Origin of the sequence: Bradyrhizobium sp. Leo170, assembly GCF_004296405.1 — a bacterium.
Lineage (GTDB): Bacteria > Pseudomonadota > Alphaproteobacteria > Rhizobiales > Xanthobacteraceae > Bradyrhizobium.
The window spans coordinates 1-11,689 of sequence record NZ_PSRR01000272.1; the positions used below are offsets into that span (position 1 = coordinate 1).

Annotated in this window: 12 protein-coding genes; 9 read left to right on the forward strand and 3 right to left on the reverse strand. The window is 63.6% G+C overall.

Annotated elements, in window-relative coordinates; genetic code table 11:
- Nucleotides 1-1,524: efflux RND transporter permease subunit (locus CWO89_RS32440; RefSeq protein ID WP_130582571.1), on the reverse strand; the 1,524-nt coding region annotated here is incomplete at its 3' end.
- Nucleotides 1,525-1,723: 199 nt separating this feature from the next.
- Nucleotides 1,724-2,134 (reverse strand): DUF305 domain-containing protein, encoded by a 411-nt coding sequence (locus CWO89_RS32445; protein WP_130582580.1) that lies wholly within the window; start codon nt 2,132-2,134, stop codon nt 1,724-1,726.
- Nucleotides 2,135-2,159: 25 nt separating this feature from the next.
- On the opposite strand from CWO89_RS32445, the gene CWO89_RS48280 reads away from it, so the two are divergent.
- The gene (locus tag CWO89_RS48280; protein WP_165421419.1) at nt 2,160-2,336 is read left to right on the forward strand and encodes a hypothetical protein; all 177 of its coding nucleotides are present in this window, start codon (nt 2,160-2,162) and stop codon (nt 2,334-2,336) included.
- Between the two features lie 448 nt (nt 2,337-2,784).
- On the opposite strand, the gene CWO89_RS32450 is transcribed toward CWO89_RS48280, so the two are convergent.
- Nucleotides 2,785-4,173, reverse strand: coding sequence for an aminotransferase-like domain-containing protein (locus CWO89_RS32450; RefSeq protein ID WP_130582572.1), 1,389 nt, complete (start codon nt 4,171-4,173; stop codon nt 2,785-2,787).
- Nucleotides 4,174-4,500: 327 nt separating this feature from the next.
- Here CWO89_RS32450 and CWO89_RS32455 point away from each other — a divergent pair, with 327 nt between their 5' ends.
- From CWO89_RS32455 to CWO89_RS32490, 8 genes are read left to right on the forward strand one after another with little or no spacing between them, the layout of a single operon-like run.
- The gene (locus CWO89_RS32455; protein WP_130582573.1) at nt 4,501-4,983 is read left to right on the forward strand and encodes an MSMEG_0572/Sll0783 family nitrogen starvation response protein; all 483 of its coding nucleotides are present in this window, start codon (nt 4,501-4,503) and stop codon (nt 4,981-4,983) included.
- Nucleotides 4,984-5,017: 34 nt separating this feature from the next.
- On the forward strand, nt 5,018-6,079 hold the full coding sequence (locus tag CWO89_RS32460; protein ID WP_130582574.1) for a Nit6803 family nitrilase: 1,062 nt from the start codon (nt 5,018-5,020) through the stop codon (nt 6,077-6,079).
- A complete protein-coding gene (locus CWO89_RS32465; protein ID WP_245476684.1) occupies nt 5,988-7,124 on the forward strand; it encodes an MSMEG_0568 family radical SAM protein in 1,137 nt (378 codons plus the stop codon). Before CWO89_RS32460 ends, CWO89_RS32465 begins: the two co-directional genes overlap by 92 nt.
- The gene (locus CWO89_RS32470) at nt 7,121-7,669 is read left to right on the forward strand and encodes an MSMEG_0567/Sll0786 family nitrogen starvation N-acetyltransferase (RefSeq protein WP_130582575.1); all 549 of its coding nucleotides are present in this window, start codon (nt 7,121-7,123) and stop codon (nt 7,667-7,669) included. Before CWO89_RS32465 ends, CWO89_RS32470 begins: the two co-directional genes overlap by 4 nt.
- Before the next feature lie 2 nt (nt 7,670-7,671).
- On the forward strand, nt 7,672-8,667 hold the full coding sequence (locus CWO89_RS32475; RefSeq protein ID WP_130582576.1) for a sll0787 family AIR synthase-like protein: 996 nt from the start codon (nt 7,672-7,674) through the stop codon (nt 8,665-8,667).
- Nucleotides 8,664-9,830, forward strand: coding sequence for an MSMEG_0565 family glycosyltransferase (locus tag CWO89_RS32480; RefSeq protein ID WP_130582577.1), 1,167 nt, complete (start codon nt 8,664-8,666; stop codon nt 9,828-9,830). Before CWO89_RS32475 ends, CWO89_RS32480 begins: the two co-directional genes overlap by 4 nt.
- A complete protein-coding gene (locus CWO89_RS32485; protein WP_130582578.1) occupies nt 9,823-10,110 on the forward strand; it encodes an MSMEG_0570 family nitrogen starvation response protein in 288 nt (95 codons plus the stop codon). Before CWO89_RS32480 ends, CWO89_RS32485 begins: the two co-directional genes overlap by 8 nt.
- Before the next feature lie 9 nt (nt 10,111-10,119).
- On the forward strand, nt 10,120-11,418 hold the full coding sequence (locus CWO89_RS32490) for an MSMEG_0569 family flavin-dependent oxidoreductase (RefSeq protein ID WP_394568678.1): 1,299 nt from the start codon (nt 10,120-10,122) through the stop codon (nt 11,416-11,418).
- Nucleotides 11,419-11,689: the final 271 nt, after the last annotated feature.

Genomic DNA, 11,689 nt, shown 5'->3' on the forward strand with positions numbered 1-11,689 from the left:
GGCGAACAAGCCGGCCGCCGCCACTCCCGGCGCGGCGTGATGTTCGCCCTTCAGCAGCAGGCCGATCATGATCGGCGTCAGGGTTCGGGAAAGACCGTAGGAAGCCAGCATCGCAAACACGACGGCAAGGCCGAGCGGCGTGAACAGGTATTTTGCCGGCCCGTCAAGGAACACCACGGAGGTGAAGACGCAGCTAATCGCAAGCGTCGAGACCAAGGTCGGCACGGCAATGCCTGCGGCGCCGTACAGCGTCGCCTGCGGCAGCGGCATCCCCTCCTCGGTAAGCAGCCGATGGGTGTTCTCGATCGTGACCGTCGAGTCGTCCACGAGAATGCCGACCGCGAGCGCCAGCCCGCCGAGCGTCATCGTGTTCAACGTTTCGCCGAGGAAATAAAGCACGATCAGCGAAGCCAGGATCGAGAGCGGGATCGAGATCATGACCACCACGGTCGAGCGCCACGATCCAAGGAACAGCAGGATCATCAGCGCCGTCAGCGCCGCGGCGATCGCGCCCTCGCGCAGCACGCCCGTGACCGACTCCTTCACGAACACCGACTGATCGAACAGTTCATTGATCTGCATACCCTGAGGTGCCGCGGCGCGCGCGGTCTGCAACGCCTGGTGCACGGCATTGACCACGGAGAGCGTGGAGGCATTGCCGTTCTTGATGATGCTGAGCAGCACCGAGCGCCGGCCGTTCTGCCGCACGACGTTCTGCTGCACCAGCCAACCGTCATGCACCTGTCCGACATCCTTGACGAACACCGTCGCGCCGTTCACCACCTTGATCGGAATGTTGTTGAGGTCGTCGATGCTCGGCGGCGTCGCATTGGTGCGGATGGCATATTGCGTCTTGCCGAACTTCGCCGTGCCTGCCGGCAATGTCAGGTTCTGGGTGTTGACGGCGTTCACCACGTCGAGCGGCGTCAATCCCTTGGCGAGCAGCTTTTCCGGATCGATGTCGACCATGATCTGGCGGTACTTGCCGCCCGCCGGCGTCGGCAGCGTGATGCCGGGGATCGGCGCCAATTGCTGACGGATACGATAGATGCCGTAGTCGTAGAGCTGCTGCTCACTGAGCGTGTCGGAACTCAGGCTGATCTGCAGCACCGGAACGCTTGAGGCATTGAACTGCACCACCACCGGCGGCTGGATCCCCGGCGGCATCAACGCACGGATCGAGTTGGTCGCGGCTACAATCTGGGAAATCGCGAGGTCGAGATTGACGTCGGGCTGGAAGTAGATCTTCTGCACCGACAGCCCCGCCATGGTCTGGGCTTCGATGTTCCGGATGCCGTTGACGTTGGAGCTGATCGAATACTGGCTGTAGGTGGTTACGCGCTGCTCCATCTCGGGCGTGCTCAGCCCGGTGTAGCTCCAGATCACCGTCACCACGGGGATGTTGATTTCCGGAAAGATGTCCGTCGGCATCTTGTAGCTGACGACGGCACCCAGAAACAGGATCAGCGCAGCGACCACATAGAATGTATGTGGAAACCGCAGAGCGAAGCGAACGATACCCATAATCGGTCCTTAACCGCGCGCCGCCCTGCTGGTCCTTACGCAACCCGGCAGCGCGCCTATTTCAATTGCACCTGCACGACGTGACCGGGCTTGTCCGGAACGCCCTCTGCGATCACCACGTAACGTCGCTGAATTTTGTCTTCGCCACGCCCCATGCTCCGGCGAGATGCAAGAGCCGACATCCTCATTGTTTCGTCCCCTATTGCATATGCATTGTATGGTTAGACATCGCGTCCGGTGAGTGCATGGCAGGCATCGTATCCGGCTGCGGCGCAGGCGCAGCACCCGGCTGTGTCGACGCCGCAACCGACGGCGGCAACTCCTCTCCAACCGCAAGCCGCATCGCCGCGATCTCCTGCTGCTGAGTTACGACGATTTCCTGCGCGAGACGGCGAAGCTGCTCGTTATGGCCGTAGCGAAGGACGGCCTTCGCCATATCGATCGCGCCTTGATGGTGCGGGACCATCATCGCGACGAAATCACGGTCGACATCGCCGGTCGGCTTGATCGTCATGTCCGCCATCATCTTGTTCATGGCGGCATCGTTTTCTGAAAGGAACGGCTGCTCGTCGGCATAGTCGGGCCGATCGGCCACATATTGAACCGGCATGGCCCCGCGAACGTGATACGCCCTGGTGGGATTCTGGGCCAACACGAACGACGTCGCCGCGACCGAGGCTGTCGTCGCAATTGAGATCACGCGTTTGCGAACGAAAGAACGTGACAGCACAATCATCCATGCCTCCAAGCAAAATCTGCCGCTGCGTGGAGCGACCCGCGGCCCGACCTCTTCCGTTTCCGAATACCTCTAGTGGGTAGTCCGCCCGAACAAGCTCAAAGACGTCGCGTCGCCGACGCCTTTCAAGGTGGCGGTCGAACATCCCATTCTCAACTAAAAAACGATTTAGGTTTCGACGGTGCCGATTGGATGTCGGATCGACGTATTCGGCATCAACAAACTGCTACGATCAGCCAACATTCGGTGATGACGCGGATCGCAGCACTCAAGACCCGGTGAGCTGGCCAGGACTTTTCTCCTCACGCGATGAGGCTGCGTCGAAAATCCCGCGAGCCACTCTTGATCAAGCTATGCGCAGAAGGCCGATCTGTTCATTCAATTGTGACTGCGGACCCTCGCGCCTGTGATGACGAGCGCCCGTCTTCCTATGCGCCAGAACAGGCTGGCCGGACGATCGCACATCGCAGCGCTTGTTGTTTCAGGCTATGCGCGGCAGATTTGTTGCGCTGACTTCAACGACGTCACAGAAACGACGATGCCAGAGCCGGACTCTCGGCGAGCGCATGCGCGGTATACTCCAGCGCGCTCCTGACCTGCGCTCGATTGACGGGGCCGCCGAGGCATATCCTGACTGCCTCGGGCGGAGATCCGTTGACGACGAATGCATCGCTTGCGACGACACCGACGCCGGTCGATCGCATGTGCTCGACGAATGCCGAGCGCGTCCATGGCACGGGTAGTGGGACCCAGATGTTGAAGCTGAGCAGGTCCCCGCGATAGGAACCTTTCGGCAATATCTCCGCCGCCAATCTCTGCCGCGCAGACGTCTCCGTGCGGATGAACCGCAGGATTGTGTCTGCGGTGCCGTCCTCGATCCAGCGCGTCACCAGCGACACCGTGAGCGGCGAGGCCATGACTGTTGCTGCACGAAGCGCGGAGGCGAACGGCCAGGCCGAACGCGTATCGGGGACCACGACATAGGCCGCGCGTAGTCCCGCGCCGATGCATTTTGCAAGGCCCGCGACATGCCAGGTGAGATCGGGCGCAATCGCGGCAAACGGCGCGTGGCCGTGACCGTGTTCGGGGATGAAGCCATAGGCATCGTCCTCGACGATCGGCAACTTGTAGCGCCGCGCGATTGCAACGATGTCGCGCCGTCGAGAGTCTGGAATCGTCAGCGTCGTCGGATTCTGCAGCGTCGGATTGAGATAGATCGCCTTCGGCTTCAGCTTTTTGCACGCATCGGTCAAGGCCTGCGGCTCGACACCGTCATCGTCCATCGGCAAGCCGACCAGCGTGATGCCGAGTTGCGCGGCGATCGCGCGTATCCCCGGATAGGTGATGGCCTCGCACAGCACGACCTCGCCGGGCTTTGCGAGGATCGAGAGAATGCCAAGCAACGCCGGGTGCGCGCCAGGCGACACGAAGATACGGCTCTGCGCCGGCACCAGCGCGCGCCGGCCGAGCCAGCTCGACGCCGCATCCTTGTCGGCCTGGGTGCCGCCGAAACCCTGGTAGCGCAACAGCGAGACGACATCGCGTATGATGTAGTCCGCCCCCGCCTGCATCCTGGCGATCAAGTCGAGGTCATCAGGCTCGGGCGGCAGGTTCATCGAGAGGTCAACCGGCCGCCGCGGAAAGGCCTGCGCCGAACGCCGCGGCCGCGGCTTGTCGCGGACGAAAGTTCCCTGCCCGACCTTGGACTCGATCAGCCCGCGCTTCTGCGCCTCGACATAACCGCGCGCCACCGTCGTGAAGTCGATGTCGAGGCGCTTGGCCAGTTTGCGCTGCGGCGGCAATCGGTCGCCGATGACAAGTTTTCCGACGGCGATATCATCGGCGATGGCGTCGGCAATCGCGAGATAGCGCGGCTTGTCACTGTTGGAGAGGTCGGGTCGCCAGTCGGTCATTTGCGAGATTTAGCACATGAATTCAAAATTGACCGTATATTGTTGCACGTCATCTCGCAATTAGGTCCGAAGCACTGCCATTCTTTCTGCGGCACACGACGAAGGCGCCTGCATAACAATCGAGCGCGTTGCACAGTGCTGAGAGGCAGCTTTTCTGACGGCAGAGAAACAATCCCTACAGTCCCGTCAGATATCCAGTCAAGATTGACTGTATACATGACTGTATATTGACTGCTTTGATGATTTATCGTGCAAACAGGCATTTGGCACATCGATTGCAAATCCTGAAATCGATCCGGGAGGCCGGACGAGAGCAGGAGGTGTACAATGCCCGCAGTAACGATGCCCGCTCGCCAGAAAGGCGATTTTCTTGTCGATTATGAGGAGAAGGTTTTCGAGGACGTCAAAGCCAAGCCCGGCGAGAAGGCGCTGGTGACGTTCCACACTGTCGCGTTCGAAGGCTCGATCGGTCTCGTCAACATCCTTCAGGCGCTTCGGTTGAAACGAAAGGGCTTTGACACCTCGATCCTGCTCTACGGTCCGGGCGTCACGCTCGGCGTCCAGCGCGGCTTTCCGAAGATCGGCGACGAAGCGTTTCCCGGCGCCCAGAACTTCAACAACCAGCTTGCAAAATTCATGGACGAAGGCGGCAACGTCTACGCCTGCCGCTTCGCCTTGCAGGCGCTGTACGGCCATGGCGAGCCATCCCTGATCCCGGGCATCCGGCCGATCAATCCGCTCGACGTGCTGGATCTGATCCTGATCCACCGCAACGACAACGCCTTCATGCTCCACACCTGGACGCTCTGAGCCGAACCTGCGCGAGCGGACGAGGGAGGAGACAGTGACAGCGAAACGCATCGTCAAGGCTGCAGCCATCCAGATCGCACCCGATCTGGAGACGCCGAGCGGAACCGTCGATCGGATCCTTGCGGCCATTGCGGAAGCGGCCGGCAAGGGCGTCCAGTTCGCCGTGTTCCCGGAGACGCTGGTTCCCTGGTATCCGTATTTTTCCTTCGTCCGCCCGCCGGTCCTGAGCGGCGCCGAGCATATCCAGCTCTACGACAACGCCGTCGTGGTGCCGGGCCCGGTGACCGACGCCGTCGCGCAAGCCGCCAAGCGCCACGCCATGGTGGTCGTGCTCGGCGTCAACGAGCGCGATCACGGCTCGCTCTATAATGCGCAACTCGTATTCGATGCGACCGGCGCGATCGCGCTGAAGCGGCGCAAGGTCACGCCGACCTTCCACGAGCGCATGATCTGGGGCCAGGGCGATGGCGCCGGACTGAAGGTGATCGATACCGCCGTCGGCCGCGTCGGCGCGCTCGCCTGCTGGGAACACTACAATCCCCTCGCCCGCTACGCGCTGATGGCGCAGCACGAGGAAATTCACGCCGCGCAATTTCCGGGCTCGCTGGTGGGGCAGATCTTCGCCGACCAGATCGAGGTGACGATCCGCCACCATGCGCTCGAAAGCGGATGCTTCGTCGTCAACGCCACGGGCTGGCTCTCCGAGGAGCAGATCGCGAAGATCTCGCCGGACGAAGGCCTGCGCAAGGGCCTGCGCGGCGGCTGCATGACCGCGATCGTCTCGCCGGAAGGCAATCACCTCGTCCCGCCGCTCACCAGCGGCGAAGGAATTCTGGTCGCCGACCTCGATATGGCGCTGATCACCAAGCGCAAGCGGATGATGGACTCGGTCGGCCATTATGCCCGCCCCGAGCTCCTGTCGCTCGTGCTCAACGACCAGCCGGCGCGTCCGATGCATGGCCCTCACCCGAACCGCCTCATGCCCAATCCGGGAGACGTATCCGATGACACAGCAGATGCCGCACGAGCGCCTCAAGGCGATGCCGACCGAGGAGTTGATCAACGAGTTGCAGTCCTTCGGAGTACGCCTCGCTGATCCCAGGAACGGCGGCATCAGCCGCCGGGGTGGCGCCGGCCCCTCCGACCATACGCCGTTCACCATCGATGGCTCCACCGTGATGGTGCCAGTCCATAATGCGCCGGCGTTCGAGAGCCCGTACCTCGTCGAGCGCCCGGATGCCGCCGGCCGCAGCCGCATCTCGCGCGACGGCATCGTGCTCGCCGACGTCTCGTTCCCGTTGCGGCCGAAATTCTACGAGCTCTCTACCGCCGACGGCATCCCCTATTCCAAGATCGCGACGCTGCATGGGCGTGACGTGCTCGCGACCACGGTGCTGCAAACCTGCATCCGCTATCAGAGCCGCACCAAGACCTGCCAGTTCTGCGCGATCGGCCAGTCGCTCGCGGCGGGACGCACGGTCGAGCACAAGACGCCGGCGCAGCTTGCCGAAGTCGCGAAGGCCGCCGTCGAACTCGACGGTATCAGCCACATGGTGATGACCACAGGCACACCGCGCACCGCCGATCGTGGCGCGGCGATCCTTGCCGAGAGCGCTGCGGCCGTCAAAGGCGTGGTCGACCTGCCGATCCAGGCGCAATGCGAACCGCCGGACGATTTCGCCTGGTTCGGCCGCATGAAGGATGCCGGCGTCGACGCGCTCGGCATGCACCTGGAAGTCATCGGCCCCGACGTGCGGCAACGGATCATGCCGGGCAAGGCCCAGGTCTCCATCGACGACTATTTCGAAGCCTTCGCAGCGGCGGTGCCGGTGTTCGGGCGCGGCCAGGTCTCGACCTATATCCTCGCCGGTCTCGGCGACAGCCCCGCCAAAATTCTCGCCACCTCGCAGCGACTGATCGACATCGGCGTCTATCCATTCGTCGTTCCCTTTGTGCCGATCGCCGGCACTCCGCTGGAGAGCCATCCGACACCACCTCCTTCGTTCATGCACGACATCCTGCGGCCGCTTGCGGACATGCTGCGGGACGGTGGCCTGCGCGCTTCCGACATCAAGGCGGGCTGCGGCAAGTGCGGCGCCTGCTCGGCGCTGTCGACCTATGAGCGGAGGGCGAGCGCATGATCTTCGAATCCTTCAAGCCGTTCATTGCGCCGGAATTCCAGGTGAAGTTCGCAACCGAAGCCTGGGAGAAGGCTGCGGCCGCTGCGCTCCGCCGCCGGGTGTTTTGCGAGGAGCAGCACATCTTCGCCGATGATGACCGCGATGCGATCGACGACTTTGCCATTCCGCTGGTAGCCGTGTCCTTGCTCGGCGTCGCAGAGGACGACGTTGTCGGCACCGTGCGTATTCACCGCGATGATCATGAACCCGATGTCTGGTGGGGATCGCGGCTGGCGGTTGCGAGGAGCTATCGCCGGCTGAGCGCGGTCGGCGCCGGCCTGATCCGGCTTGCTGTGTCGTCTGCGCACGCGCGCGGCTGCCGGCGCTTCCTCGCCAATGTGCAGAGCCAGAATGCGCTCCTGTTCCAGCACATGCACTGGCGATCGCTCGGCGAGTTCGAGCTGCACGGCCGCCCACATCACCGCATGGAGGCGGACCTCGATCACTATCCGCCATTCCGCACTCCTGAGACCGGCTTCCTCTCGCTGGCGAAACTGGCGGCCTGATCATGCTCTCCGGCGTCGCCATCGATCAACTTGCGGAACGGCTTCGGAAGAGCCGCGGCATCGCCGCCAAGGCTGACATCGCCGCGGTCGCCGCCGCGCTCGAGCTGTCGGGCGATCAGGCAATCCCGGTGGGCGATGACTGCGCCGCGATCGCGGATGGTGACGGCTACCTCCTGTTTGCCATCGAAGGTTTCATGAACGAATTCGTCGCCGCCGATCCCTGGTTCGCCGGCTGGTGCGGCGCAATGGTCAACATCTCCGATGTCGCGGCGATGGGCGGACGGCCGACCGCGATCGTCAATGCAATCTGGTCCGACGGCGCGGATAACGCGGCGCCAATCCTCGCCGGATTGAAGGCAGCGGCGAAGGCGTTCGGCGTCCCCGTCATCGGCGGCCACACCAATGTCCGCAGCACCCAGAGCCAGTTCGCCGTCGCGATCCTCGGCCGCGCCCGCCGGCTGCTGACGAGCTTCGACGCGAGGCGAGGCGACAAGCTCGTTGCCGCCATCGATCTGCGCGGTCGCTATCGCGAGCCGTTCGCGAACTGGGAAGCGGCAACCGACGCACCGCCGGAACGGCTGCGCGGCGACATCGCGATCCTGCCGTCGCTCGCCGAGTCCGGACTCGTGTGCGCCGCCAAGGACATCAGCCAGGGCGGTATTGTCGGCACCGCCGCGATGCTCGCCGAGTGCTCGCAGGTGGCGCTCGCCCTCGATCTCGACGCGATACCGATTCCGGACGGCGTTCCGCTCGAACGCTGGCTGCAGACCTTTCCGAGCTTCGGCTACCTGCTGTCGGTCAAGCCGGAACATATCGACGAAGCGCTCGCCCGCTTCCGCCAGCGCGGCATCGCCGCTGCGTCTGTCGGCGACGTGATGGCCGGAACCACGGTCGACATTCGCGCAGGCTCCGACCGCGCCACGGTGTGGGATTTCGCACGGCAGCCCTTGATCGGCTGCGGCCCCTCCCGGCCTCCCGTTCAGCGGAGCGTCGCATGACCGCTTCATCCGCCCGGCTCCGCATCGCGATCCTGACCCACTCGACCAATGCGCGCGGCGGCGTGGTGCACGCGCTCGAACTCGCCGACGCCCTGACGAGGCTCGGCCATGTCGCCGTCGTGCATGCGCCCGATCGCACCGGCAAGGGCTTCTTCCGTTCCAGTCTCGCGCCGACCGTATCGGTGCCGGCGTCGGCTGTCTCTGATGACGTCACGTCGATGGTGGAAACGCGCATCGCGGACTATGTGCGGCATTTCGACGATCCCGCACATCGCCAATTCGATGTCTACCACGCCCAAGACGGCATCTCCGGCAATGCGCTGGCGACGCTGAAGCAGCGCGGGCTGATCCAGGGTTACGTCCGCACCGTCCATCATGTCGACGACTTCCGCGACGTGCGGTTGCGTCAACTCGACCAGCGCTCGATCGTTCTCGCCGATCAGCTCTTCGTCGTCAGCCGGATGTGGCAGGAGCGGCTGAGGATCGAACTGGCCTGCACGTCGACCTTGGTCGGCAACGGCGTCGACACCAGCCGCTACTCGCCCGCCTCCAATCCCATCGATAGCGCACTGCGCCCCCGGCTCGGCCTTCGCGAGGGACCGGTGCTGCTGGCGATCGGAGGCATCGAGCGGCGCAAGAATACCCATGCGATCCTCGATGCCTTCTGTCAGGTCCATGCCGTCCACCGCTCCGCACAGCTCGTGATCGCCGGCGGCGCTTCGCTGCTCGACCATGGCGCCTACCAGCAGCAGTTTCGGCTGCGACTGCAGGATGCAGGCCTGCCGGCAAATGCGGTGATCGAGACCGGGCCGCTGGCCGATGCCGAAATGCCATCGCTCTATCGGCTTTCGGATGCCCTGGCCTTTCCGTCGCTGCGCGAGGGCTTTGGCCTCGTCGTGCTTGAAGCGATGGCGAGCGGTGTTCCCGTGATCGTCTCGCATATCCCGCCTTTCACCGAATATCTCGGCGACGATGACGTCGCCTGGTGCGATCCACATCATGCAGGCTCGATCGCCAATGCCATCATCAGCGCGCTGTCCGAGCCGCTTCGCTCCCGCCTCGCCGCGAACGGACGTAACGTCGCCGAACGTCACGATTGGAGCCGCACCGCCGAGGCGCACCTTCCGGCCTATCACCGCATGAGCGAGGTGCACTATGCCTGAAATGCGTTTCCATGTGCGCTGGCCGGATGAAAGCATCGAAGCCTGCTACTCGCCGTCGCTCGTCATCAAGGACCACCTCACTGTCGGCACGACCTACCCGCTCGCCGATTTCCGGGAACGCAGCCGCATTGCGCTGACGATCGCAGCGGAGCGCGTCCGCGAGAAATACGGCTTCTTCTGCACGCGCGCCCTCGGCCAGCTTGCCCGGATCGAGGAGAAGGCCAGCCGGTTCGAGGCCACGCCGGGGGCCTCCGTCACCATCGTTTCGTTCGAAGACTAACAGGAGTTCATGATGTCTGATCTCGACTCTTACTACCCGGTCGTCGTGATCGGCGGCGGACAGGCTGGCCTTGCGATGAGCGCGCAACTCAGCCGGCACGATATCGACCACGTGGTGCTGGAGAAGAACAGCATCGCCCATTCCTGGAAGACGCAGCGCTGGGACGCGTTCTGCCTGGTGACGCCGAACTGGCAGTGCCAGCTTCCCGGTTTTCCCTATGCCGGCAACGATCCGCACGGCTTCATGCTACGTGAGGAGATCGTCGCCTATATCGAGGATTTCGCGAAGCACATCGCGGCGCCGGTCCGTGAAGGCGTTGCGGTCGTCAGGCTGTGGCAGACAGATGGAAGATTCCTGCTCGAGACGACCGCGGGCGAGATCGCCGCTGATAGCGTCGTGCTCGCGGTGAGCGGATATCACGTCCCAAGGATTCCGGAGTTCGCGGAGCGGCTGGACCCGGCCATCACGCAGATCCATTCTTCCGCCTACCGCAATCCGGACCAGTTGCCATCGGGTGAGATCTTCGTCGTCGGCAGTGGCCAGTCCGGCTGCCAGATCGCCGAGGACCTGCATCTGGCCGGCCGCAAGGTTCATCTCGCGGTGGGCAGTGCGCCGCGCTGTCCTCGCTTCTACCGCGGCCGCGACGCCGTCGACTGGCTCGATGATCTCGGCCAGTACGATCTGCCGGTGGATCAGCATCCACTGCGGGAAAAGGTTCGCAAGAACGCCAACCACTATCTCACCGGCCGCGACGGCGGCCGCGACATCGACCTGCGCAAGTTTGCGCTCGAAGGCATGAAACTCTACGGGCGCCTGAAGGACGCGCGCGGCACCACGTTGCGGCTCGGCGACGATCTGAAGACCAACCTCGACAATGCCGATCGCGTCTACAACGGCATCTGCAGCCTGATCGACGACCACATCGCAAGGGGCGGGATCGATGCGCCGCTGACGCCGCACTATGCGCCGGTGTGGTCGCCCGCCACGACTCCGACGGAGCTCGACCTTGCGGCAGTCGGCATCACCAGCATCATCTGGACCACCGGCTTTCGTTCGGACTGGTCGTGGGTCGATTTGCCGCTGTTCGACGGCGCAAGTTATCCCACGCACAAGCGCGGCATCACCTCGGTCGATGGCGCCTATGTGATCGGATTGCCCTGGCTTTACACCTGGGGTTCGGGCCGGTTCATCGGCATCGGACGCGACACCGGGTTCGTGGCGGACCACATCGTCGGCCGCCGGAACGCGGTGCAGGAGAATGCAACTCGCGCAGACGGACGCATGCTTGCGCTTGATGCGGCGGGTTAAGCGCCAATCACACCGACGTCGTTCCTGCGAAAGCAGGGACCCATAACCACAGGCGGCTGTTGTGGCGGGAGCAAGCGGTTGCGGCGGAGCATACGACAATGGCCTGTGGTTATGGGTCTCGGGTCCCGGCTACGCCAAGGGGCTTCGCCGCGGCGCGCAAGCTCGGGACGACGGGGGAGAGATATGATTCAAATTTCAAATAGCGTGAGGATGTGAGGTTGCATTCTCGCGGCGTGATGCGCCCGAGGTTTGCTTCACTTTCCACCCTCCT

Coding starts and splice junctions, on each gene's coding strand:
- CWO89_RS32485 (WP_130582578.1), top strand. CDS start 9,823: ATGCCTGAAATGCGTTTCCATGTGCGCTGGCCGGATGAAAGCATCGAA.
- CWO89_RS32465 (WP_245476684.1), top strand. CDS start 5,988: ATGACACAGCAGATGCCGCACGAGCGCCTCAAGGCGATGCCGACCGAG.
- CWO89_RS32470 (WP_130582575.1), top strand. CDS start 7,121: ATGATCTTCGAATCCTTCAAGCCGTTCATTGCGCCGGAATTCCAGGTG.
- CWO89_RS32480 (WP_130582577.1), top strand. CDS start 8,664: ATGACCGCTTCATCCGCCCGGCTCCGCATCGCGATCCTGACCCACTCG.
- CWO89_RS32455 (WP_130582573.1), top strand. CDS start 4,501: ATGCCCGCAGTAACGATGCCCGCTCGCCAGAAAGGCGATTTTCTTGTC.
- CWO89_RS32490 (WP_394568678.1), top strand. CDS start 10,120: ATGATGTCTGATCTCGACTCTTACTACCCGGTCGTCGTGATCGGCGGC.
- CWO89_RS32450 (WP_130582572.1), bottom strand. CDS start 4,173: ATGACCGACTGGCGACCCGACCTCTCCAACAGTGACAAGCCGCGCTAT.
- CWO89_RS32475 (WP_130582576.1), top strand. CDS start 7,672: ATGCTCTCCGGCGTCGCCATCGATCAACTTGCGGAACGGCTTCGGAAG.
- CWO89_RS32445 (WP_130582580.1), bottom strand. CDS start 2,134: ATGCCGGTTCAATATGTGGCCGATCGGCCCGACTATGCCGACGAGCAG.